This is a genomic window from Pseudomonas extremorientalis (assembly GCF_024584605.1).
Taxonomy (GTDB): domain Bacteria; phylum Pseudomonadota; class Gammaproteobacteria; order Pseudomonadales; family Pseudomonadaceae; genus Aquipseudomonas; species Aquipseudomonas extremorientalis.
Map to the genome: position 1 here is coordinate 4,754,352 of NZ_CP089519.1, position 23,216 is coordinate 4,777,567.

At 61.7% G+C, this 23,216-nt stretch carries 16 protein-coding genes and 1 other RNA gene; 6 read left to right on the top strand and 11 right to left on the bottom strand.

What is annotated here, in order from left to right; genetic code table 11:
* The first annotated feature begins 36 nt into the window (after positions 1–36).
* Entirely contained in the window at positions 37–900 is an 864-nt protein-coding gene (locus tag LUU92_RS21335; RefSeq protein ID WP_071491380.1) for a LysR family transcriptional regulator, read from the top strand.
* Here the strand turns inward: LUU92_RS21335 and LUU92_RS21340 are convergent, their stop codons facing one another.
* From LUU92_RS21340 to LUU92_RS21385, 10 genes are all read right to left on the bottom strand, one after another.
* Positions 901–1,491 (bottom strand): hypothetical protein, encoded by a 591-nt coding sequence (locus tag LUU92_RS21340; protein WP_092242797.1) that lies wholly within the window; start codon positions 1,489–1,491, stop codon positions 901–903.
* A gap of 1 nt (position 1,492) precedes the next feature.
* On the bottom strand, positions 1,493–2,539 hold the full coding sequence (locus LUU92_RS21345; RefSeq protein ID WP_058427350.1) for an N-acetylmuramidase family protein: 1,047 nt from the start codon (positions 2,537–2,539) through the stop codon (positions 1,493–1,495).
* Between the two features lie 157 nt (positions 2,540–2,696).
* On the bottom strand, positions 2,697–4,658 hold the full coding sequence (locus LUU92_RS21350; RefSeq protein WP_257102611.1) for a hypothetical protein: 1,962 nt from the start codon (positions 4,656–4,658) through the stop codon (positions 2,697–2,699).
* Between the two features lie 20 nt (positions 4,659–4,678).
* Complete coding sequence (locus LUU92_RS21355; protein WP_071491383.1) at positions 4,679–5,092, bottom strand: hypothetical protein; 414 nt, start codon at positions 5,090–5,092, stop codon at positions 4,679–4,681.
* A 125-nt stretch (positions 5,093–5,217) separates the two neighbouring features.
* An RNA gene (gene ffs / locus LUU92_RS21360) (signal recognition particle sRNA small type) lies at positions 5,218–5,314 on the bottom strand.
* Positions 5,315–5,538: 224 nt separating this feature from the next.
* Positions 5,539–6,705, bottom strand: coding sequence for a zinc-binding metallopeptidase family protein (locus LUU92_RS21365; RefSeq protein WP_222540242.1), 1,167 nt, complete (start codon positions 6,703–6,705; stop codon positions 5,539–5,541).
* Positions 6,706–6,833: 128 nt separating this feature from the next.
* On the bottom strand, positions 6,834–9,191 hold the full coding sequence (gene ligA, locus LUU92_RS21370; protein ID WP_092242776.1) for an NAD-dependent DNA ligase LigA: 2,358 nt from the start codon (positions 9,189–9,191) through the stop codon (positions 6,834–6,836).
* An 87-nt stretch (positions 9,192–9,278) separates the two neighbouring features.
* Entirely contained in the window at positions 9,279–10,142 is an 864-nt protein-coding gene (zipA, locus tag LUU92_RS21375) for a cell division protein ZipA (RefSeq protein ID WP_071491386.1), read from the bottom strand.
* 259 nt (positions 10,143–10,401) lie between these two features.
* Positions 10,402–13,890, bottom strand: coding sequence for a chromosome segregation protein SMC (smc, locus tag LUU92_RS21380; RefSeq protein ID WP_257102612.1), 3,489 nt, complete (start codon positions 13,888–13,890; stop codon positions 10,402–10,404).
* A 2-nt stretch (positions 13,891–13,892) separates the two neighbouring features.
* Complete coding sequence (locus LUU92_RS21385) at positions 13,893–14,552, bottom strand: GntR family transcriptional regulator (protein WP_058427357.1); 660 nt, start codon at positions 14,550–14,552, stop codon at positions 13,893–13,895.
* A 280-nt stretch (positions 14,553–14,832) separates the two neighbouring features.
* On the opposite strand from LUU92_RS21385, the gene xdhA reads away from it, so the two are divergent.
* The 4 genes from xdhA to guaD all read left to right on the top strand — a co-directional run bounded on the left by xdhA (position 14,833) and on the right by guaD (position 20,947).
* On the top strand, positions 14,833–16,281 hold the full coding sequence (xdhA, locus tag LUU92_RS21390) for a xanthine dehydrogenase small subunit (protein WP_257102613.1): 1,449 nt from the start codon (positions 14,833–14,835) through the stop codon (positions 16,279–16,281).
* On the top strand, positions 16,274–18,673 hold the full coding sequence (gene xdhB / locus LUU92_RS21395) for a xanthine dehydrogenase molybdopterin binding subunit (protein WP_071491390.1): 2,400 nt from the start codon (positions 16,274–16,276) through the stop codon (positions 18,671–18,673). Before xdhA ends, xdhB begins: the two co-directional genes overlap by 8 nt.
* Positions 18,674–18,790: 117 nt before the next feature.
* Positions 18,791–19,630, top strand: coding sequence for a xanthine dehydrogenase accessory protein XdhC (xdhC, locus tag LUU92_RS21400; protein WP_071491391.1), 840 nt, complete (start codon positions 18,791–18,793; stop codon positions 19,628–19,630).
* A 12-nt stretch (positions 19,631–19,642) separates the two neighbouring features.
* Positions 19,643–20,947 carry a guanine deaminase gene (guaD, locus tag LUU92_RS21405; protein ID WP_071491392.1) on the top strand — a complete coding sequence of 435 codons (1,305 nt, stop codon included), beginning with the start codon at positions 19,643–19,645 and terminating at the stop codon, positions 20,945–20,947.
* A 64-nt stretch (positions 20,948–21,011) separates the two neighbouring features.
* Here guaD and LUU92_RS21410 read toward each other — a convergent pair whose 3' ends face one another.
* Positions 21,012–21,776 carry a GntR family transcriptional regulator gene (locus LUU92_RS21410; RefSeq protein WP_015885332.1) on the bottom strand — a complete coding sequence of 255 codons (765 nt, stop codon included), beginning with the start codon at positions 21,774–21,776 and terminating at the stop codon, positions 21,012–21,014.
* Between the two features lie 214 nt (positions 21,777–21,990).
* On the opposite strand from LUU92_RS21410, the gene LUU92_RS21415 reads away from it, so the two are divergent.
* Positions 21,991–23,181, top strand: coding sequence for a benzoate/H(+) symporter BenE family transporter (locus tag LUU92_RS21415; RefSeq protein ID WP_058427362.1), 1,191 nt, complete (start codon positions 21,991–21,993; stop codon positions 23,179–23,181).
* The last annotated feature ends 35 nt before the right edge of the window (positions 23,182–23,216 follow it).

The following is a 23,216-nucleotide window of genomic DNA, read 5'->3' on the forward strand; positions in this document are numbered from 1 at the left end:
ACCGTTTCTGACTTCTGAAATCACTGGAACTGAGCAATGGAACTGGCCCAACTGAAAATGGTGCGCGCCGTGGCACAAACCGGCAGCGTGGCCCAGGCCGCCGTGCAATTGCATTGTGTGCCGTCCAACATCACCACGCGCATCAAGCAGCTGGAAAGCGAGTTGGGCACACCGCTGTTTATCCGTGCCGGACGCGGGCTGGCGATCAGTGCGGCCGGTGAGATCTTCCTGGAATATTGCGAACGGATCCTGGCCCTGGTGGACGAATCCAAACGCGCCGTCGATGCCAATGCCATCCCCCGTGGCACCCTGCGTATCGGTGCTGTGGAGTCCAGCGCCAGCGGACGCCTGCCGCCGTTGCTGGCCGAATACCATCGGCGCTACCCGGATGTCAGCCTGGAGCTGGTGACCGGCGCCTGGGGCGAACTGCTCGATGACCTGCAACACCACCGCCTGGACGTGGCGCTGGTGGCCGCGGGCAACAAACGCGCAAAGCTCGAACACAGCGTGGTCTACAGTGAACGCCTGGTGCTGATCGCCAGCGCCTCCAGCGCACCGATCCACAGCGCCGAAGACCTGGCCGGCCGCACCCTGCTGGTATGGCCGCCCGGCTGCCCTTATCGGGCAGCGCTGGAGAACTGGGTCAAGCCCCACGCGTTCAAGCCGGCCATTGCCAGCTATGCCAGCTGGGGCACGATCATCGGTTGTGTCAGTGCGGGAATTGGCGTGGCACTGGCGCCGGAGGGCATCCTGGCCCGCTATGAACAGGCCAACCAATTGGCGTCGTACCGATTCGAGGAACTGCAGGCGGTGGACAACCTGCTGTTCTGGCACAAGGACACCCAGCGGCACCTGGCACGGGATGCGTTTGCCGGGTTGTTGCGCGAAACCTTCGGCTGATCAGCTTTTGGGTGCCGCCAGGCGGCTGTACTGATCCTGACTGATCCACCCGGTAAACGAACGGTCATCGGCATTGATGAACTCGACCTGGGCCCAGCCATCCTTGAAGGCCAGCACCCCGACCACATCGTTCTTGACGATGTACGGACGCTTGGCGGCCTTGGCGCTTGGGTTTTTCAGCAGGTAAGCCTTGTCGGCGGACACCTTCACCAGGCCGATCCATTTCGTGTTGGCGGTCTGGCTCAGGTCCAGGCCGGTGGCGATCTCCGGCATCAGCACATTGAGGCAACCCGGATGCTGGCGGCCTTCTGCCACGGTCAGGGTCACGCCATCGGACGAGGGTGCCACGCTGCCTGGGTAGGTGGCGTCGGCCCAGGTGGTCAACGCCGCGGGTTTGCCCTGCAGGTAGAACGCGCAACTGCGGGTCACGCCTTCGCCCATCTCCTCCGAGTAGTAACCTTCCACCTGATGCTCAGGCGTCACCGCCAGCATCAGCCCTTCGTACTTGCCCGAATGCAACGCGGGCGAACCGGCAAACGCAGGAGCTACGGCGCACAACGACAACAGGCCCATCGCTAGAAAACGGATCATCTTATTTTTTCCCTTCAAGTTTCTCGTAGGCTTTCTGCATAAGGACGTCATAGTTGCCATAGTCCTCGCCATTATAGTTACGCGCCATGCCGGTAAAATCCTTGGCTTTCATGGCTTTCATCAACGCCGGGCTCTTGCTGCAAAAACCGAGAAAGGCCTTTAGTTGGTTACCGGCATTCACTTTCAATGCCGCAGAGAATTCAAACACCGTCTTGTAGCCGCAGGACGCGTAGTTGAAGCCCATGATCTGAAACATGCCCCAGGACGCCGACATCAACGCGGCTTCCTGATCCAGCGCAAACGCGGTGGCCATGGTTTCCCAGGCCTTGGTCTGGTCCTTGTTATTGGTCTGCCACTGCGGCCCGGCTTTTTTCTTGTAGGGGTAGGACAGCAGCGGATGCGCCTGGTCGTAGATGTGCTTGGTGTACTTGCGAAACAGGTGCCCTTCGAACGCGATTACCGGCAACTTGGCCGGGCCGAAACCCGAACGGCCGCCGGATTCCACCGTGGCGAAGGCCTTGATGATGTTCACCGAAATACCGCCACCCAACTGCGTAGCGGCATTCTGGAAATCCGTCTCGCTGAGGGTCATGCCCCCGTCGCACGTGGCCTGCAGCATCAATTGGCGGTTGCGCTTCTCGGCCTCGATCATCGCGCGCATGCGGTCCAGGTACACATTGACCGTGGCCTGCACTGCGTCGCCCTGATTGTTGCCGAACACATTCAGAAAGCTCGGGATACGCATACTCGGGAACGCCTTCACCGGCACTTTCACCGCTTCTTCGATCAGGCTGTTGAAGGTCTTACCAGTCGGGTCGATCACGCCATCAGGGTGGGCATATTTGAGATGACGGAATTGGTACTGGCTGATGCATTGCACCAATTGGCCATCGCACTTGCCGTTTTCGGCCAGCGGGAAACCCATTTTCGGAATGATCAGATTGAATAAGTACTGGACGCACTGCACATCGGCGGGCAAGTTGCGGGCTTTGCCGGGCGCGCCTACCGAAGCACTGATAAGACGGGGCAACCCTTGCAGGCTTTTCATCACAGACATCCTTGTTAGTTAAAGAAGTGATGGCACTTCAATATCAACCTCGCGTACTTGTCACACTCTGAAACAAGTAGCTGGCGGAAACTAGCAAGGTGGTTTTGGGTTGTCCAGAGCGACCTGCAAAAGTTGTGAAACAGCCGAATTAAATCAATCAGTAACCGTGGAACTCCCGGGTTTTCTGATACGTGTGGAAATCAATCCACTCGACCACGTCGTAAGGCAGGTAAAGCTGCATCCGCGCGCGGGAAATGGCGATATACACCTCGCACAGCCGTTGGTCGAACGCGTAGGCGTCCTTGAACTTCACGTTGGTCAGCAACTCGGGCGTCAGTAGCACCCGGTCAAACTCCATGCCGCCCGCCTCTGCCGCCAGCATCAGCAGGCAACGTTTGCCGGGCACGCCGCCCAGCCGGTTCAAGCGCGTGATGTCGGCGACATTGAAGCCTTTTTCCAGCTCGCTCTCGACCCACAGAAACGCCTCGTCGAACTGGCTGGCGTCGCGCACCTGTTGCCAGTCTTGCATATCACTGAAATAGGCGTGAGGGCCGTTGTCGTTGTGCTCGTTGCTGTAGAACTCCGGCTTGAACAAGGCAATGACGCTGATCATGAAACGCTGCAGATCCTGCTGCGCCGCAGTGTCGAAGAACCCGAACGGGCAGTTGGCCTGCTGCAACTGGATGGCCCATTTCATGGTGTCCCAATGGGAGGCGGTCAACACCACGCAGCCTTCCGGCGGTACGAAGCCCTGGGGGTAATGTTCGATGCCGACGTCCGCATCCCGTGCGCCTTCGAAGGGGGTCTTGCACTTTTGTGAGTGCACACTGATCAATGGGTTGACCAGGCGCTCGACGTTGCGACCCGAGCGCACCGAATAATTGATGTCGGTGTGTCGGACTTCGCGCTTTCTTCGCACCATCACACCGCTGGCCAATTGGTATTCATCGCCGAGGGTGATCAAGACTTGGCGGCCACGCTCGATGATCTGCAGCAACGAAGGCGGGATGTCCTGGCTTTCATCGATCAACACATGGGTATAGCGAGGCGGCACCACACAGCCTTCGAGACTCGCACGCTTGATCAGCCATAGCGCCGCGAAAGCAGTCTGGCCGGCCCACTGTGGGTTGGCCTCCAGGTACGTCCACAACCGGCTGGAATACTCCAGCAACGCCTGGGTATCCACGCTGGACAACGGGTGCTTGAAATGCGGCAGGTGCCTGGCCGACAGGCTGTGATGGCTGGAGTGGCAATAGCTTTCGAGCACCTTCAGACAGATATCCAGCGTCGCCACGCCCTCGTGCCCTCGCCAGCCGTGGATATTCAGGGCCTCAGACACTTCATGTTTGCCGGGCAACCTGCCCGGCGTGCCCTGCACGGAAGGGCGTGGCCCCTGCAGCAGCGCCTTGGCGAACGCAGCGAAGGTCGAACCCGCCTTGCTGTCCTTCCCCAGCCCCATGCGCTCACGCAGGGTCGCCAGTTTTGCCCCCGTGCGGGCCAGCACCAGGGTCTGAGCGGGGCGCAGGCACTCCATCAAGGCGCCGAGCAAGTGGCTCTTGCCGATGCCGGCGTAGCCTTGGACGTGCAAATCTTCGTTGAGGTTGGCGCGGAAGGTACGCACCAGTTTGTCCTGGGCCGGGCTGAGCCAGCGCTCACGCTGGCGGGGCGTGATCATCTGCTGGCTGAAGGGGTCATTGCTGCGCAGGTGGCGGACCTTGTAGCCGATATCCCATTTTCCCGTAGGCAGCAGGTAATCCCGCGCGGCGACCTCTTCCGCCGACAACAGGCGCAGGTTGACACTTTTCAGCGCGTTGAAACCGAAGTAGAGCTTGCGCGGGTCGAACAGTCGCTGGGCTTCGGACAGCAGCGTCGCGGCGCCCCCTGCCTGCGTGTCCACCGACCAGTCGAGCAATTTGGACAGGATGCGCTCGGCGCCCGCGCAGGTCAGGTCTTTTTCCGCGGCCTGGGCCAGGTTCTGGATGACCAGTACGGCGGCCAGCTCCGGATTCGTCAGGCCGACCAGGGCCTGGGCGCCGTCCGAGCCTAGCAGGGCCGTGCAGGTTTGCTCCGTGACAGGCAGGAAGACCGGGCTGGATAAATCGAAGTGTTCAGGTTGCATAGTGCCTCGCCGCCAGGGAGTCAGGCATTGCCCTGACCGCCCAGTTCAAACCGATACTCGCCCAGCGAGCCCGACATACCGCCGCAATGAGGGCCTGCGCCAGCCGCAGACGCCATCGCATTGATCTGTTGCTGGAGTTCGAACACAGCCATATCGAGCAAGCGACGCAAGTCTTCGGCGCTCTGCGCGACCACGTTCAATTGCAGCGTGCAAGCGCCCGCCAGCGGTGGCTGCGCGGGCTCATCAGCCACTTGCGCAGAGCGGATCATTTCCGCCTGGCTGAGGATTTCCGCATGTTCGTCGTCCATGAGGTCCAGCACCCTCGACAATTCCAGGGTCTGCTCAGGGTGGGATTGAATGCGGTCCTTGATCTCCAGGCGGCGCATCTGCCATTCCCGCAGTTTTTCGCGAGTGAGGTCGTCGACTTTTTCCACGTGTGCTGTCTCCGGATGCCAGGCACTGGAGTATGCCGCCATGGACTGCCCGATGGCAGATGGCGTGAAAGCATTTTTGATTTGAATTTGAACAGGTACTGCAAGGAAGAGCGTTATGGAGGCAACCCCACCAGCCACACCCCGGCACACAATGTTCCCGCTGTGGCTGCTGCCTTCCGGCTCTGACCAGGTTCACGGGTAATCGTTGCGGGGGGACCGATGGGGTCACCATAACGACGCCTGCCTCTCGGCAAGCGGGGCCATTGTACCGATCTCATCGGAAGTTACAACCGTTGGGGACGGATTAAAAATATGAAGGGGTTCAAGTACTTGTCACCGCCAACAGCATCTGTGGGAGGGGGCTTGCCCCCGATGACGGTACATCAGCCAATAAACAGGTGACTGACCCAGCGCCATCGGGGGCAAGCCCCCTCCCACAGTGCTCATCATTGTGCCAGTACCACCTCATCTGCCCGGCCGCCTTCTTCCTGGATCACCAGGTGAATGAAATGCAGCTTGGCGATCACCGCCGGTGGCAGCACGAAGGGGTAGAAATCCGGCTGGCCCATGCTGCGCGACAGTTCGTTGAGCATGCCGGCCAGTTCGATCCAGGCGTTGACGAATGACAGGAATGCCGCGCCGCCAGGGTGTTCGGGATCATAGAGCGTGCTGAGGGGAAATGGCTGGTAATCCAGGTCCATCTCGCGGGCGCTCATGCCAAAGCCGAGGGCGGTGTCGACGGCGTCCATCATATGCAGGTAGTGCGCCCAGGTTTCTGCCCAGTCTTCCCAGGGGTGCATGGTGGCGTAGGCGCTGACGCAGGTTTGCTGCCAGTCGGCACGTGGACCGTGCTGGTAGTGCTGGTCGAGGGCGTCGGCATAACTGGCACGTTCGTCGCCGAACAGGTTGCGAAACGGTTCTAGCCAATGGGTATTGGCGATCAGGCGATCCCAGTAGTAATGGCCGACCTCATGGCGAAAGTGACCGAGCAGCGTGCGGTAGGGTTCGCGCATCTGGACGCGGACCTTTTCACGGTGGGCGTCGTCGGCCTCCTTGATGTCGAGGGTGATCAGGCCGTTCGCGTGGCCGGTCATGGGCGCGTTGCCTTCCAGGTCGATACCGACAAAATCGAAGGCCAGGCCGGTGTCTTCGTCGACGCTTTTGGGCACCACTTGCAAACCCAGGCTGATCAATTGCGCGACCAACCGGCGCTTGGCGGTTTCGACTTTTCGCCAGCGTTCATGGTTTTCCGGGATCGACAGATCAGGAATGGTGCGGTTCAGGCTACAGGCCACGCACAGCGGCGCGGTGCTGTGGGCCGGAATCAGCCAGTTGCAGGCGGCCGGAGTGTCGAGGTTGGCGCAGCGACGGAAGGCGCCGGCGTCGAGGTTGCCGTCCTGCAGCCATGTGCCTTCGACCGGGCCGGGCTGCAGGGAGTCCAGCCGGGCTTGCTGGGGTTGGTAGCCCAGCAGCGCCTGGCAGGCCAGGCACTGGCTGTTGCGAAAGAACAGAGATTGGCCGCAGCGGCACTGCCACACCTTGCTGTCGCGGGATGTGCCGGCTACGAAGGGGGCAGCGATGCGAGAACTGAGTTGCTCGAAGTAGCGGAACATGGCGATCTCTCCCTGGGTGACTGAGACTAGATCACTTTCTGTTCAGGATCGTTCCACTTTGGTGATGGTTGGGAGAGGGCTGCTGCGCAGCCCGACGCGGGGCAAGCCCGCTCGCCACAAAGCCCGGATCAGACCGTGATGTTGTGCTTGGCCAGGAAGGCGACGAAGGCTTCTTCATCCAGTACCTTCAGGCCCAACTCGCTCGCCTTCGCCAGCTTGGAACCGGCGCCCGGCCCCGCCACCACGCAGTGGGTTTTCGCCGAGACGGAACCCGCTACCTTGGCGCCGAGGCTTTCGAGTTTTTCCTTGGCCACGTCGCGGCTCATCAGTTCCAGGGAACCGGTGAGCACCCAGGTGTGCCCCGCTTCGGGCAAGCCTTCGACGACCTTCTTCTCGCTCAACCAGTGCATGCCGAAGTCCTTGAGCTGCTGCTCGATGGCCAGGGCATGGTTGGCGTTGTCTGCGTTATCGAAGAACTCACGCACAGCCTTGGCCTGCTTTTCGGGCAGCGCCTGGCGCATATCCAGCCAGTCGGCCTTGATCACGCCTTCCAAGGTGCCGAATTTGTCCGCAAGTTTCTGCGCGGCGCCGGGGCCGACGCTTGGCACATGCAACTTGTCGAGCAAGCCGCCCAGCGTGGTACTGGCGGCGAATTCGGCACTCAGGTCGCCCTGGTCCTGCAATTGCAGGCCGCATTCGTCTGGCGACAGCAGCGCACCGATCACGTCCTGATTATGGCTGTCTTCAAAGAAGCTGTGGATCTCGTGCGCCACTTCCAGACCCACGTCCGGCAGGTACGTCAGCACTGCCGGCAAGGCTTTCTGCACGCGCTCCAGGGATGCCAGCGAACGCGCCAACACCTTGGCGGTCTCCTCGCCCACGTCGGGAATGCCCAGGGCATAGATAAACCGCGCCAGGGTCGGGGTCTTGCTGTTTTCGATAGCGGTGATCAGCTTCTTGCTGGAAATATCGGCAAAGCCTTCGAGGTCGATGATCTGCTCGTACTTGAGCTTGTAGAGGTCGGCCGGTGAGCCAATCAGTTTTTCATCCACCAGTTGCTCGATGGTCTTGTCACCCAGGCCATCGATGTCCATGGCGCGGCGCGAGACGAAATGAATGATCGCCTGCTTGAGCTGCGCGCCACAGGCCAGGCGCCCGACGCAACGGTACACCGCGCCTTCGCTGACGGTTTCCTTGCCCTTGCTGCGCTTGACCAGTTGCGTGCGCTCCACATGGGAGCCGCACACCGGGCAGCTTTCGGGGATCTGCACGGCGCGTGCATTTTCCGGGCGGCGCTCGGTGACCACCGAAACCACTTGCGGGATCACATCACCGGCGCGGCGGATGATCACGGTATCGCCGATCATCAGGCCCAGGCGCGCGACTTCATCCATGTTGTGCAAGGTGGCGTTGGACACGGTCACGCCCGCAACCTTGACCGGCTTCAAGCGCGCCACAGGCGTCACGGCGCCGGTGCGGCCAACCTGGAATTCCACGTCGAGCAGTTCGGTCAGCTCTTCCATGGCCGGGAATTTATGCGCGATGGCCCAGCGCGGTTCGCGGGCGCGGAAGCCCAGTTCACGCTGGGAGGCGATGCTATTGACCTTGAACACCACGCCGTCGATTTCATAGGGCAGGCTGTTACGCCGCTCACCGATGTCGCGATAGTACTCCAGGCAATCCTGAATGCCCTTGGCCAGCTTCAGCTCATGACTGATGGGCATGCCCCACTTCTTCAACTGTTGCAGGTTGCCGATGTGGGTATCACTGATGTCGGTGGTCACGCCGTAGCAGCAGAACTCCAGCGGGCGGCTGGCGGTGATCTTCGAGTCCAACTGACGCAGGCTGCCGGCGGCGGCGTTGCGCGGGTTGGCGAAGGTCTTGCCGCCGACTTCCAGTTGCGCGGCGTTGAGTCGCTCGAAACCGGCCTTGGACATGAACACTTCGCCGCGCACTTCCAGGGTTGCCGGCCAGCCGCTGCCGTGCAGTTTCAGCGGGATATTGCGCACGGTGCGCACGTTGACGCTGATGTCCTCGCCGGTGGTGCCGTCGCCCCGGGTGGCGCCGCGAACCAGCTCGCCATCCTGGTACAGCAGGCTGACCGCCAGGCCGTCCAGCTTCGGTTCGCAGCTGTATTCCACCGCTGCGCCACCGCCGAACAGGTCGCCCACCGGCAGGTCGAGGCCTTCGGTGACCCGGCGATCAAACTCGAGCATGGTGGTTTCATCGAACGCGTTGCCCAGGCTGAGCATCGGGATCTCATGCTTGACCTGGGTGAACGCCGACAGCGCCGCACTGCCGACTCGCTGCGTCGGTGAATCCCGCGTGACCAGTTCCGGGTGCTCGGCCTCCAGGGCCTTGAGCTCGTGGAACAAGCGGTCGTACTCGGCGTCCGGAATGCTCGGCTCGTCGAGGACATGGTAGCGGTAGTTGTGCTGATCCAGTTCAGCGCGCAGTTCGAGGATGCGGGTGTGGGCGGCGGTCATGGGTGTTCTCTCATAAAGCAAAAGAGCAGCCGAAGCTGCTCAATATGTTAGTGCACGGATTCTACAGGCAACGCTTAAGATCGGACCTCAGCGCTTCTGTGTCAGGGCGCGACGCTCGAACTCGACGATGCGCTGGCGGTAGTGCTCGATGGTCTGGGCGGTCAGCACGCTGCGCTGGTCGTCCTTGAGCTCGCCATTGAGTTCCTGGGAAAGCTTGCGGGCCGCGGCCACCATCACGTCGAACGCCTGTTTCGGGTGACGCGGGCCTGGCAGGCCGAGGAAGAAGCTCACGGCCGGGGTGCTGAACAGGTCGATATCGTCCAGGTCGAAGGTGCCCGGCTTGACCGCATTGGCCATGGAGAACAGCACTTCGCCGTTGCCGGCCATGCTTTCGTGACGGTGGAAGATATCCATCTCGCCAAACCGCAGGCCGCTTTCGAGGATGTTCTGCAACAGGGCCGGGCCTTTGAAGCCAGCAGCGTCGCGGCAGATCACGCTGATCACCAGCACTTCTTCGGCGGCCGGCTGGTCGTTCACGGATTGGCGCGGCGCGTTCTTGCCGGCGTTCTCGTCCGGGAAATCATCATCGCGGCTGCTGAAGCTCGGGCCGTCATTGACGTCCAGGTCCAGGTCGGCCTGGCGCGGTTCCGCGACCACCGGAGCGGTGCGCTTACCACGCTTGGGCGACGGCTCGCGGGCTTCACGCACCGGCGCGCTCATCGACGGCAAGTCGTGCTCGTCCAATTGCGGTTCTTTATGGGTGTCCAGCACACGGGGCGGCCCCAGCAGCTCGGCGCTGCCGTCGTCGTCAGGCAAGTTGGACAGGTTGCGGTCCAGACGGAATTTGAGCTTGCCCTTGCCACCGCGCATCCGGCGCCAGCCATCAAAAAGAATACCGGCAATGACAATAATGCCGATGACGATCAGCCACTCGCGCAGACCGATTTCCATGTAATCCCGTGCCTCTAATAAAAAATGCTGAAAAATAAGGGGTTTAGCAACGTGCAAACCGCTTTAAAACGTGGCGCCAACTCTATGTTCTGACTGACGTTTTGCCCACGCATACGAAAATTTGACATTAAACTAGCACGACCAAAGATAACTTTACACCGTCTGTCAAAATGCCTTGAACAAATATGTCCATTTGCCACTTTCGCCAGGCCGTTAAAGCCTCTTACCGCACGCTACAAAAATTCTTTGCCGGCATGGGTCAAGACTCCACCATTGCCATCGCTTCTTCGACATCCACCGCCACCAAACGCGAACAGCCCGGTTCGTGCATCGTGACCCCCATCAACTGATCCGCCATTTCCATGGCGATCTTGTTGTGGGTGATATAGATGAACTGCACGGTCTGGGACATCTCTTTCACCAACCGCGCGTAGCGTCCAACGTTAGCGTCATCCAGCGGCGCGTCAACTTCGTCGAGCATGCAGAACGGCGCCGGGTTCAACTTGAAGATGGCAAATACCAGGGCCAATGCGGTCAGGGCTTTCTCGCCGCCGGACAACAAATGGATGGTGCTGTTCTTCTTGCCCGGAGGCCGCGCCATGATCGTCACCCCAGTATCGAGTAGATCTTCGCCCGTCAGTTCCAAGTAAGCGCTGCCACCGCCGAAAACTTTTGGGAATAACGCCTGTAAACCGCCATTAATCTGATCAAAGGTATCCTTGAAACGGTTACGGGTTTCCTTGTCGATCTTGCGAATCACGTTTTCCAGGGTGTCCAAGGCTTCCACCAGATCGGCGTCCTGGGCATCCAGATAACGTTTACGTTCGGATTGCTGCTGGTACTCGTCGATGGCCGCCAGGTTGATCGCGCCCAGGCGCTGGATACGTGCGGCAATGCGCTCCAGTTCTTCTTCGGCTTCTTTCTCGTTGGCCTGGGCGGTCAGGGTGTTGAGTACGCCGTGCAGGTCGTAGCCGTCCTCCAGCAATTGGTCTTGCAGGGTCTTGCGGCGCACGGTCAGGGCTTGCCACTCCATGCGCTGCTGTTCGAGCTGGCCACGGATCAGTTGGGATTGCTGCTCGGCCTGGGTCCGGCGTTTTTCGGCGTCGCGCAGTTCGCGGTCGGCGTCTTCGAGGGCGATCTGCGCGGTCTTGAGCTCTTCGTCGACGGTCATGCGCTTGTCGAGCAACTCTTCGAGCTTCAGGCGCAGTTCTTCCAGTGGGGCTTCGCCCTCCTCCAGGTTGAGGCTCAGTTGCTCGCGCTTTTCCGTCAGGCGTTCGGACTGCATCTCCAGGCGCTCAAGGGCCTGGGCGGTGGACGCGTGCTGGGCCTTGAGCGACCCCAGGCGCACGGCCAACTGGTGGGCGTGGTCCTTGTGCTGGCGCGCCTCCTGGCGCACACGGTCGAGGCGTTCGCGCAGGCTGTCGCGCTGGGCCAGCAAAAGTTCGCGCTGCTCGGTGTCGAGGGCCATGCTGTCGAGGGCTTCCTGCAACTGCAGGCGCGCTTCGCCGATCTGTTCGTGTTCCAGGGCGCGCTGCTCGCCCATTTCCGCGACTTCTTCGTCGAGGCGGGTGCGGCGCAGGGTCAGTTGCTCGACCTTGGCTTTGCTCGCGGAGAGCTGGGCCTTGAGTTCGCCTTGCTGGCGCGCTTCGTCCTGCAACAGGCGGCGCAGGTGCTCGCGGCCGGTCTCCTGCTGGCGCTGGGTGGCACGCAGGGTTTGCAGTTCGGTTTCCAGGCTTTCCAGGCTGGCTTCGCGCTCTTCGCGCTCGGCGATCAGGTTGACGATTTCCTGGCCACGGGCCAACACGCCGCTTTCCGCTTCACTGGCGCGGCGCACGCGCAGGAAGTGGCGGCCGACCCAATAGCCGTCACGGCTGATCAGGCTTTCGCCGGCGCCCAACTGACCGCGCTGGGCCAGGGCCTGCTCCAGGGAATCCACCGGCTTGACCTGGCCCAGCCACGGCGACAGATCAATCGCCGCTTCAACTTTATCCAGCAAACTGCCCGGCACCCGCGTGCCATCGGCGGCAGGGCTGAGCAAACGCAGGTCGCCCTGGGCAAAACCGGCCAGGTCGAAGCCGCCAAAGTCATCCACCAACACCGCTTGCAGGTCGGCACCCAGGACGGTTTCCACCGCCAGTTCCCAACCGGCTTCTACCTTCAAACCTTCGGCCAAGCGCGGGCGTTCGGCCAGATGTTGATCACGCAGCCACTCGGCGGTGCCGGTGCCCGGGTCCAATGCAGCCTGCTGCAACGCTTCAAGGGAGGCGAGCCGGCCATTGAGCCGCTGCAAATCACCCTGGGCCTGTTGCTGTGCCTGGGTCGCCTGCTGCAACTGCTGACGCAATTGCTCCAGGCGCTCCACTTGTTGTTCTTCGCTGGCTTCCAGCTCTTCCAGCGTCATTTCGCTTTCGGCCAGTTGCTCGCTCAGTTCCATGATCGCCGCGTCTTCCGGGTCGGCGGACAGCAACGCGCGCTCTTCCTGCATGCGGCGCTGGCGCTCGGCCAGGCGCTCCATGCTGGTTTCCAGTTGCTGGATGCGTGACTGCTGCACTTCGGCCTGACGCCGGGGTTCGGCAGACTTCAGGTTGAAGGTGTCCCACTGCTCCTGCCAGCCGTGCATGGTGGCTTCGGCTTCTTCCAGGGCGGCGGCGGCTTCTTCGGCGGCGGCGCTGGTGACTTCCTGCTCGGGGGTGAGCATGTCCAGCTCTTCGCCCAGGGTCAGCAGCAAGGTGCGGTCGTGGCCCAGGTGGGATTCGGTCTCCAGGCGCGCGCGCTCGGCTTCCTTGAGGTCATCCTGCAACTGGCGCAGGCGCTGCTGGCCGTGCTGGATGCTCTGCTCGACGCGGGCGATATCGCCACCCACCGAATAGAAGCGGCCCTGCACCAGATTGAAGCGCTCGGACAGGTCATGGTGACCGTCACGCAGGCGTTCGATACTGGCGTCGGCATTGCGCTGCTCGGCCACCAGGGCTTCAAAGCTGATTTCCTGGGTGCCGATGATCGCTTCGCGCTGGCCCACCTGGTCGTTCAGCGCCTGCCAGCGCAGGGCCGACAGTTGTGCCTTGAGCTGGCGCTCCTCGCCCTTGTATTCCTGATACTTCTCGGCGGCCTGGGCCTGGCGGTGCAGGCGCTCCAACTGGCGCTCCAGCTCTTCGCGCAGGTCGGTCAGGCGGGCGAGGTTCTCGTGGGTGCGGCGGATACGGTTTTCGGTCTCGCGGCGGCGCTCTTTGTACTTGGAAATGCCAGCCGCTTCTTCGATGAAGTTACGCAGGTCTTCGGGCTTGGCTTCGATCAGCTTGGAGATCATGCCCTGCTCGATGATCGAGTAGCTGCGTGGGCCCAGGCCGGTGCCGAGGAAAATATCGGTGATGTCGCGACGGCGACACTTGGTACCGTTGAGGAAGTAGCTGTTCTGGCTGTCGCGGGTCACTTTGCGGCGAATGGAGATCTCCGCGTAGGCTGCGTACTCGCCGATCAGGGTGCCGTCGGAGTTGTCGAACACCAGTTCGATGCTGGCCTGACTCACCGGCTTGCGGCTGGTGGAGCCGTTGAAGATGACGTCGGTCATCGACTCGCCGCGCAGATTCTTGGCCGAGCTCTCGCCCATCACCCAGCGGACGGCGTCGATGATGTTCGACTTGCCGCAACCATTGGGCCCGACCACCGCCGCCATGTTACTGGGGAAGTTCACCGTGGTCGGGTCGACGAAGGATTTGAACCCCGCCAGTTTGATGCACTTGAGCCGCACGTTTAGGCGTCCGCCAACGCAGCAATGACCAGCGAGCAACTGCGCTCGCCGTAGGCCGAGAGCACTTGGCGGATCTGCGGCAAGTCACGGGCAAGTACGGCGGCGAGCAGTTGCTCGAACAACGCCAGGTATTCGCTCATGGACGCCTTGCGCTGATCCAGGGCCAGGTAATAGGCGCGGTTCATCGCCGGCTGCAGGTTCTCGACGGTTTCCTGCAAGTACGGGTTATTGGCGAAGGGGTACGCGGCGCGCATCACGTTGAAGCTTTCTTCAACGAAAGCGCGGATGTCCTCGCGCTCGTAACTGGTCACCAGGCGCTGCTGGATCTGCAGGAACGGCGCCATGTCGGCCTGCACCTGCCAGCCCTGGGCGACCGCATTGCCGAGCAGGATGTACAGCTCGCCCATCAAGGTGCACAGGCTCTGCACCTTGTGCGCGGTCAACTCGGTGACATGGGCGCCACGGCGCGGCAGGATCGCGATCAGGTGGCGGCGTTCGAGGATCAGCAAGGCTTCGCGCACGGAACCACGGCTGACATTGAGCGCCAGCGTGACCTTCTGTTCCTGGATCCGCTCCCCAGGCTTGAGATCGCCGCGAATGATGCGTTCGGCGAGGTGGTGAGCAATTTGCTCGGCGAGACTGTCCGGCGCCTTGAACGTCATGTTTTCCCTTCAAAATCTTCTATCGGTACAAGCGCGGCAGTGTAGCGCATTGGCTGGCTGATGGCGCTACGCCCACCGTGGCGAATTTGGCACGGAATAAGCAACGATGAATAGCCACAAGCCCCCAAAAACGCCGGTTTCAGAAGACTGAACCATAATTGAAAGTGTTGCGATCGCAATTTCTTGACCTTCTGGTCAGAAAATCGTTGACCGAAAAGTCAGAGATGACTAGATTCGGCGCAAAGCGGTTAACAACAATAATGAGTCTGCGAGGCCTTCCGTGATCCAGTTTTTACTTAACCAGGAACTCCGTAGCGAGCACGCCCTGGACCCCAACCTGACCGTGCTCAACTATTTACGCGAGCATTTGGGCAAATCCGGTACCAAGGAAGGCTGCGCCAGCGGCGATTGCGGCGCGTGCACGGTGGTGGTCGGCGAGTTGCACACCGACGATCAAGGCGCCGAGCGGATCCGTTATCGCAGCCTCAACTCCTGCCTGACCTTTGTCTCGTCGCTGCACGGCAAGCAACTGATCAGCGTCGAAGACCTCAAGCACCAGGGCCAACTGCACAGCGTGCAACAGGCGATGGTCGAGTGCCACGGTTCGCAATGCGGCTTTTGCACCCCCGGTTTCGTGATGTCGCTGTTCGCCCTGCAAAAGAACAGTGATGCGCCCGACAGCCAGAAAGCCCATGAAGCCCTGGCCGGCAACCTGTGCCGCTGCACCGGCTACCGCCCGATCCTCGCCGCAGCCGAACAGGCCTGCTGCAACAAGCCCCAGGATCAGTTCGACAGCCGTGAGGCGCAGACCATCGCCCGCCTCAAAGCCATTGCGCCGACCCAGACCGGTGAACTCAACAGCGGCGACAAACGCTGCCTGGTGCCGCTCACCGTCGCCGACCTGGCCGACCTCTACGACGCCTACCCGCAGGCCCGCCTGCTGGCCGGTGGCACCGACCTGGCGCTGGAAGTGACCCAGTTCCATCGCACCTTGCCGGTGATGATCTACGTCGGCAACATTGAAGAAATGAAGCGCATCGACGACTTCGACGACCGTCTGGAAATCGGCGCTGCCACCGCCCTCTCCGACTGCTACACCGCGCTGCACCACGAATACCTGGACTTCGGCGACCTGCTGCACCGCTTCGCCTCCCTGCAGATCCGCAACCAGGGCACCCTCGGCGGCAATATCGGCAATGCGTCGCCGATCGGTGATTCGCCGCCACTGCTGATCGCCCTCGGCGCGCAGATTGTGCTGTGCAAAGGCGCGACACGCCGCACCCTGGCACTCGAGGACTACTTCATCGATTACCGCGTCACTGCCCGCCAGGACAGCGAGTTCATCGAGAAGATCATCGTGCCCAAGGGCCACACGCTGTTCCGCGCCTACAAGGTCTCCAAGCGCCTGGACGACGATATTTCCGCCGTCTGCGCCGCGTTCAACCTCAAGCTCGACAACGGCGTGATCCGCGAGGCCCGCGTGGCGTTCGGCGGCATGGCCGCCACGCCCAAGCGCGCCAAAAGCTGCGAGGCCGTATTGGTCGGCGCCACCTGGAACGGCGCTACCGTGGAGAAAGCCTGCGCCGCCCTGGCCCAGGACTTCACCCCGCTGTCGGACTTCCGCGCCAGCAAGGAATACCGCCTGCTCAGCGCACAGAACCTGCTGCGCAAGTACTTCATTGAGCTGCAAACACCGCACATCGAGACTCGGGTGACCGCTTATGTCTAACCATCACGCCGTCGTTAAAACCCAGGCCGAACTCGCCGAACTGTTTGCCCAGGACCTTACTTCCGGGGTCGGCCGCAGCGTCAAGCATGACAGCGCCGCCAAGCACGTATCCGGCGAAGCGCAGTACATCGATGACCGCCTGGAATTCCCCAACCAGTTGCACCTGTATGCGCGCATGTCCGACCGCGCCCACGCCCGCATCATCAGCATCGATACGGCCCCCTGTTACGCCATTGACGGCGTGCGCATTGTCATCACCCATGAGGACGTGCCGGGCCTTAAAGACATCGGCCCATTGATGCCCGGCGACCCCTTGCTGGCGATCGATACGGTGCAGTTCGTCGGCCAAGTGGTGCTGGCCGTTGCTGCACGTGACCTGGAAACCGCACGCAAGGCCGCCATGGCGGCGGTAATCGAGTACGAAGACCTTGAACCGGTGCTGGATGTGGTCGAGGCGTTCCGTAAAAAACATTTCGTACTCGACAGTCACACCCACCAGCGCGGCGATTCGACCGGCGCACTGGCCACTGCGAAAAACCGCATCCAGGGCACCCTGCACATCGGCGGCCAGGAACACTTTTACCTGGAAACCCAGATCTCTTCGGTGATGCCCACCGAAGACGGCGGCATGATCGTCTACTGCTCCACGCAGAACCCCACCGAAGTGCAGAAACTGGTGGCCGAAGTGCTGGACGTGTCGATGAACAAGATCGTGGTGGACATGCGCCGCATGGGCGGTGGTTTCGGCGGCAAGGAAACCCAGGCGGCGAGCCCGGCGTGCCTGTGCGCGGTGGTCGCACGCCTGACCGGCCAGCCGACCAAGATGCGCCTGCCGCGTGTCGAAGACATGCTGATGACCGGCAAGCGCCACCCCTTCTATATCGAATACGACGTCGGCTTCGACGACAGCGGTCGCCTGCACGGGATCAACCTGGAACTGGCGGGCAACTGCGGCTGTTCGCCGGACCTGTCCAACTCGATTGTCGACCGCGCCATGTTCCACGCCGACAACGCGTATTACCTGGGCGACGCCACCGTCAACGGGCACCGCTGCAAGACCAATACCGCGTCCAACACCGCGTATCGCGGCTTCGGCGGCCCGCAAGGCATGGTGGCCATCGAGGAAGTGATGGACGCCATCGCTCGCCACCTGGCGCTGGACCCTCTGGCGGTGCGCAAGGCCAATTACTACGGCAAGACCGAGCGCAACGTCACCCACTACTACCAGACCGTCGAGCACAACATGCTCGACGAGATGACCGCCGAACTGGAAGCCAGCAGCCAATACGCCGAGCGCCGCGAAGCGATTCGCCTGTACAACGCCCACAGCCCGATCCTGAAAAAAGGCCTGGCGCTGACCCCGGTGAAATTCGGTATCTCGTTTACCGCGAGTTTCCTCAACCAGGCCGGTGCGCTGATCCATATCTACACCGACGGCAGCATCCACCTGAACCACGGCGGCACCGAAATGGGCCAGGGCTTGAACACCAAGGTCGCACAGGTGGTGGCCGAGGTGTTCCAGGTGGACATCGACCGCGTACAGATCACCGCCACCAACACCGACAAGGTGCCCAACACCTCACCGACCGCCGCCTCCAGTGGTGCCGACCTGAATGGCAAGGCCGCACAGAACGCCGCCGAAACCATCAAGCAGCGCTTGGTGGAATTCGCCGCACGCAAGTACGACGTGAGCGAAGCGGACGTGGAGTTCCACAACGGCCATGTGCGCGTGCGCGAGCAGATCCTGACGTTTGAGGCGTTGATCCAGCAGGCGTATTTCGCCCAGGTGTCGCTGTCGAGCACGGGCTTCTACAAGACCCCGAAAATCTTCTACGACCGCAGCCAGTCACGGGGTCGGCCGTTCTACTACTACGCGTTCGGCGCCGCGTGCTGCGAAGTGATCGTCGACACCCTGACCGGCGAATACAAGATGCTACGCACCGACATCCTCCATGACGTGGGCGCCTCGCTGAACCCGGCCATCGACATCGGTCAGGTCGAGGGCGGCTTCATCCAAGGCATGGGCTGGCTGACCATGGAAGAGCTGGTGTGGAACGACAAGGGCAAGCTGATGACCAATGGCCCGGCCAGCTACAAGATCCCGGCCGTGGCCGACATGCCGCTGGACCTGCGGGTGAAGCTGGTGGAAAACCGCAAGAACCCCGAAGACACGGTGTTCCACTCCAAGGCCGTGGGCGAGCCGCCGTTCATGCTCGGGATTGCTTCGTGGTGCGCGATCAAGGATGCCGTGGCGAGCCTGGCTGACTATCGCCATCAGCCCAGGATCGATGCACCGGCCACGCCGGAGCGGGTGTTGTGGGGGTGTGAGCAGATGCGGCAGTTGACTGCGGCGAAGGTGGTTGAGGCGGATACCGAGATGGCTTCGCTTTAGACCGAGGCGCTGCCATCGGGGGCAAGCCCCCTCCCACACTTTGATCTGTGAATACCTTCAAATGTGGGAGGGGGCTTGCCCCCGATAGCGGCCTGACAGACACCACAAGAGGTGACCATGAATAACTGGATCAGCGCCCTCGCCGACCTGCAAAACCAAGGTGAACCCTGCGTGCTGGTGACCATCATCGAAGAGCTCGGCTCCACGCCGCGCAATGCCGGTTCGAAGATGGTCATCAGCGCCGCCCAGACCTTCGACACCATCGGTGGCGGGCACTTGGAATTCAAGGCGATGCAGATCGCCCGCGACATGCTCGTGCGCGGCCAGCAGAACACCCATCTGGAACGCTTCAGCCTCGGCGCGAGCCTGGGCCAGTGCTGCGGCGGCGTGACCGTATTGCTGTTTGAGCCCATGGGCCAGGTGCAGGCGCAGATTGCGGTGTTTGGCGCCGGCCATGTCGGCCGGGCGCTGGTGCCGTTGCTGGCCAGCCTGCCGTGTCGGGTGCGCTGGATCGATTCCCGTGACCAGGAGTTTCCAGCACATATCCCCCAGGGCGTACGTAAAATCGTCAGCGAAGAGCCGGTCGACGAAATTGCCGATCTGCCGGTGGGCAGTTATTGCATCGTCATGACCCATAACCACGCGCTGGACCTGGAACTCACCGCCGCCCTGCTCAAGCGCAACGACTTTGCCTACTTCGGCCTGATCGGCTCGAAGACCAAGCGCGTCAAGTTCGAACATCGCCTGCGGGATCGCGGCTTCGACGCCGCGCAACTGCAACGCATGCGCTGCCCCATGGGCCTCACCGAGGTGAAGGGCAAGTTGCCGGTGGAGATCGCCATCTCCATCGCCGGCGAAATCATCGCCACCTATAACGCCAATTTCGGCCAGCACACCGCCAGCGCCGAACCCATTGCCAAACTGCTGCCGGCCTCGCGTCGCAGCCAAGCCATTTGAAATGAGATCACCATGCCTTTGACTCGCAAAGCCTACCGTGCCGCCCTGCTGCACAGCCTCGCCGACCCCGCTGAAGTGGGCATCGACGCCTCCTACGAGTACTTCGAAGACGGCCTGCTGGTGATCGAAAACGGTCAAATCAGCGCCATCGGCCATGCCAGCGATTTACTGCCGACCTTGCCCGCCGACATCGACATCACCCATTACCAGGACGCGTTGATCACCCCGGGCCTGATCGACACCCACATCCACCTGCCGCAGACCGGCATGGTCGGCGCCTATGGCGAGCAGTTGCTCGACTGGCTCAACACCTACACTTTCCCGTGCGAAAGCCAGTTCGCCGATAAGGCTCACGCCGAAGAAGTCGCGGATATCTTCATCAAGGAACTGCTGCGCAACGGCACCACCACCGCGCTGGTGTTCGGCAGTGTGCATCCGCAATCGGTGAATGCATTCTTTGAAGCGGCAGAAAAACTCGACCTGCGCATGATCGCCGGCAAGGTGATGATGGACCGCAACGCGCCGGACTACCTGACCGACACCGCCGAATCCGGCTACCAGGAAAGCAAGGCGCTGATCGAGCGCTGGCACGGCAAGGGCCGCCTGCATTATGCGGTGACGCCACGCTTTGCCCCGACCAGTACGCCGGAGCAACTGGCACTGGCCGGGCAACTGCTGGGGGAATACCCGGACCTGTACATGCAGACCCACATCAGCGAGAACAAGCAGGAAGTCGAGTGGGTGAAGGAGCTGTTCCCGGAGCGCAGTGGCTATCTGGATGTCTACGACCACTACAAGTTGCTGGGCGAGCGCTCGGTGTTTGCCCATGGCGTGCACCTGTGTGATGACGAGTGCGCGCGGCTGGCAGAGGCCGGTTCAGCAGTCGCATTTTGCCCGACCTCGAACTTCTTCCTCGGCAGCGGTTTGTTCAACCTGCCGATGGCCGAGAAGCACAAGCTGAATGTGGGCCTGGGCACCGATGTGGGGGGCGGCACCAGTTTCTCGCTGCTGCAAACCCTGAACGAAGCCTACAAAGTCATGCAGTTGCAGGGCGCACGCTTGAGCCCGTTCAAGTCGCTGTACCTGGCGACCCTGGGCGGTGCGCGGGCGCTGCGGCTGGAAGACAAGATCGGCACGCTGCAACCGGGCACCGATGCGGACTTCCTGGTGCTGGACTACAACGCCACGCCACTGCTGAGCTATCGCCTGAAGCAGGCGAAGAACATTGCCGAGACGTTGTTTGTATTGATGACACTGGGGGATGATCGGACGGTGTTGCAGACTTATGCGGCGGGGCAATTGGTGCACCAGCGCTAATCCCATAAACACCCCAAAACAAATGTGGGAGGGGGCTTGCCCACTCCCACATTGTTGGTCGTATTTACAACTTTATGGACGAACGCCCCGGCTTCTTGGTCTGCAACAAATGCGAAAACACCGCATGCAGATCATCCGACGCGCTCTCTTCATCGAGGTTGAGCTTGCTGTCGATGTGATCCATGTGATGCATCATCAAGTTCACTGCCAACGCCGCATCCCGTGCCTCGATTGCGTCGATCAGCTGGGTGTGTTCATCGTAGGAACAGTGCGAGCGGTTGCCGCTTTCGTACTGCGCGATGATCAATGAAGTCTGGGACACCAGGCTGCGCTGGAAGCTGATCAGCGGCGCGTTCTTCGCCGCTTCGGCCAGCTTGAGGTGGAACTCGCCGGAGAGACGGATACCGGCGCCGCGATCGCCACGGGAGAAGCTGTCGCGTTCGTCATTGACCATCTGGCGCAGTTCGGCCAGTTGCTCGGCCGTGGCGTGTTGCACCGCCAACTCAGTGATCGCCCGCTCCACCAGACGCCGCGCGAGGAACACCTGGCGTGCCTCCTCGACGCTTGGGCTGGCCACTACCGCACCGCGATTGGGCCGCAGCAGCACCACGCCTTCATGGGCCAGGCGCGACAACGCGCGGCGAATGATGGTGCGGCTGACGCCGAAGATTTCGCCCAGTGCCTCTTCGCTCAACTTGGTACCGGGTGCCAGGCGTTGTTCGAGGATCGCCTCGAAGATATGCGCGTAGACGATATCGTCCTGGGTTCCGCTGCGACCGGCCTTGCCGGCACGCGGTTGTTTCTTGAGAGGTTGCAACTGTTCGTTCATGGGCACTCGGGTTTGGAGAACGGCGGCGAATTAACGGTAATACGGCAACAGCGTGTCGCTGGCAAGTATCACCTAAAAACAGGGCACATTGTACACAACCCAATGCGCCAACACACTGTACGGCTGTTTGCGGCGTCGGCTGTATTGCAATGGGTCGCTGCGTTTGAGTTTAGGCTTGAATCCGCAACTTCCCTGGTAAAAGGAACACCTGTCCATGACCGATGCCGCCCAAGCGCCTCTGCGCCCGCTGGCCGACACTTCACCCTCGGCCGTCGTCGCCGGCTTCATCGCCATGATGACCGGCTACACCAGCTCCCTGGTCCTGATGTTCCAGGCCGGGCAAGCCGCCGGTTTGACCACGGCGCAGATTTCTTCATGGATCTGGGCGATCTCCATCGGCATGGCGGTGTGCAGCATCGGCCTGTCCCTGCGCTATCGCACCCCCATCACCATTGCCTGGTCGACGCCAGGTGCCGCGCTGCTGATCACCAGCCTGGGCGGTGTGAGCTACGGCGAAGCCATCGGCGCGTACATCACCTGCGCGGTGCTGGTGACGATCTGCGGCTTGACCGGCAGCTTTGAAAAACTGGTCAAGCGTATCCCGGCGTCATTGGCGGCGGCCCTGCTGGCGGGCATCCTGTTCAAGATCGGCAGCGAAATCTTCGTCGCCGCGCAGCATCGCACCGGGCTGGTGCTGGGAATGTTCTTCACCTACCTGGTGATCAAGCGCCTGTCGCCGCGTTATGCGGTGCTGGCCGCGCTGCTGATCGGCACCGCGCTGTCGGGGTTGATGGGGCTGCTGGACTTCAGCGGTTTCCACCTGGAAGTGGCGACGCCGGTATGGACCACGCCGCACTTTTCGCTGGCGGCGACCATCAGCATCGGCATCCCGTTGTTCGTGGTGGCGATGACCTCGCAGAACATGCCCGGCATCGCCGTGCTGCGGGCCGACGGCTACAACGTGCCGGCCTCGCCGCTGATCACCGCCACCGGGCTGGCATCTCTGGTGTTGTCGCCGTTCGGCTCCCACGGCATCAACCTGGCCGCCATCAGCGCAGCGATCTGCACCGGGCCCCATGCCCATGAAGACCGCAACAAGCGCTATACCGCAGCCGTGTGGTGCGGGGTGTTCTACGGGATTGCCGGGGTATTCGGCGCGACCTTGGCGGCGCTGTTCGCAGCCTTGCCCAAGGAACTGGTGCTGTCGATCGCGGCGCTGGCGCTGTTTGGCTCGATCATCAATGGCCTGAGCATCGCCATGAATGAGCCGAAGGAACGTGAAGCGGCGCTGATCACCTTCATGGTCACGGCGTCTGGCCTGACGCTGTTTTCCATCGGGTCGGCATTCTGGGGGATTGTGGCGGGGGTGTTGACGCTGCTGATTCTGAATTGGCGCAAGGCATAAAAAAACGGCGACCCTGGGGTCGCCGTTTTTTCAGT

Excerpts from the sequence above, each read along its gene's own strand:
- LUU92_RS21345 (WP_058427350.1), bottom strand. The coding sequence starts at position 2,539 with ATGAAAAGCCTGCAAGGGTTGCCCCGTCTTATCAGTGCTTCGGTAGGC.
- LUU92_RS21385 (WP_058427357.1), bottom strand. The coding sequence starts at position 14,552 with ATGACGTTCAAGGCGCCGGACAGTCTCGCCGAGCAAATTGCTCACCAC.
- LUU92_RS21350 (WP_257102611.1), bottom strand. The coding sequence starts at position 4,658 with ATGCAACCTGAACACTTCGATTTATCCAGCCCGGTCTTCCTGCCTGTC.
- LUU92_RS21415 (WP_058427362.1), top strand. The coding sequence starts at position 21,991 with ATGACCGATGCCGCCCAAGCGCCTCTGCGCCCGCTGGCCGACACTTCA.
- LUU92_RS21365 (WP_222540242.1), bottom strand. The coding sequence starts at position 6,705 with ATGTTCCGCTACTTCGAGCAACTCAGTTCTCGCATCGCTGCCCCCTTC.
- LUU92_RS21410 (WP_015885332.1), bottom strand. The coding sequence starts at position 21,776 with ATGAACGAACAGTTGCAACCTCTCAAGAAACAACCGCGTGCCGGCAAG.
- xdhC (WP_071491391.1), top strand. The coding sequence starts at position 18,791 with ATGAATAACTGGATCAGCGCCCTCGCCGACCTGCAAAACCAAGGTGAA.
- ligA (WP_092242776.1), bottom strand. The coding sequence starts at position 9,191 with ATGACCGCCGCCCACACCCGCATCCTCGAACTGCGCGCTGAACTGGAT.
- xdhB (WP_071491390.1), top strand. The coding sequence starts at position 16,274 with ATGTCTAACCATCACGCCGTCGTTAAAACCCAGGCCGAACTCGCCGAA.
- guaD (WP_071491392.1), top strand. The coding sequence starts at position 19,643 with ATGCCTTTGACTCGCAAAGCCTACCGTGCCGCCCTGCTGCACAGCCTC.
- LUU92_RS21335 (WP_071491380.1), top strand. The coding sequence starts at position 37 with ATGGAACTGGCCCAACTGAAAATGGTGCGCGCCGTGGCACAAACCGGC.
- LUU92_RS21340 (WP_092242797.1), bottom strand. The coding sequence starts at position 1,491 with ATGATCCGTTTTCTAGCGATGGGCCTGTTGTCGTTGTGCGCCGTAGCT.
- zipA (WP_071491386.1), bottom strand. The coding sequence starts at position 10,142 with ATGGAAATCGGTCTGCGCGAGTGGCTGATCGTCATCGGCATTATTGTC.